This is a genomic window from Amycolatopsis sp. SID8362 (assembly GCF_010550475.1).
Classification (GTDB): Bacteria; Actinomycetota; Actinomycetes; order Mycobacteriales; family Pseudonocardiaceae; genus Amycolatopsis; species Amycolatopsis eburnea.
This window is the reverse complement of record NZ_JAAGNB010000286.1, coordinates 1-336: the sequence shown is the minus strand read 5'-3', so window position 1 is coordinate 336 and position 336 is coordinate 1. Positions and strand designations below refer to the sequence as shown.

The 336-nt window shown below is 72.6% G+C and carries 1 pseudogene; it reads left to right on the top strand.

Annotated elements, in window-relative coordinates:
* Positions 1-336, top strand: a pseudogene (locus tag G3I65_RS09135) (hypothetical protein); the annotation flags it as partial.

The following is a 336-nucleotide window of genomic DNA, read 5'->3' as shown; positions in this document are numbered from 1 at the left end:
CGCGGCCGGCGTGCTCGGGGTCGCGCTGGTGCTGCTGAACCCGTTCGTGCTGTCCGCCATCGGGCTCGAGGTGCTGCTGATCCCGGCCGTGCTGCTGGTGCTCACGGTGGTCGCGCTCGAAGGCCGGGTGCGCTGGTTCGGCGTGGTCGCCGGGCTGGCCGTGCTCACCCGGATCGACCTCGTGGTGTTCGTGGTGGTCATCGCCCTCAGCGCGCCCGCGATCCGGCGGCGGCTGCTGCCCGCGGCCGGCTTCGCGGTGCTGACCGCGGCGCCGTGGTTCCTGGTCAGCTGGATCGTCTTCGGCTCGTTCGTGCCCGACACGCTCGCCATCAAGCA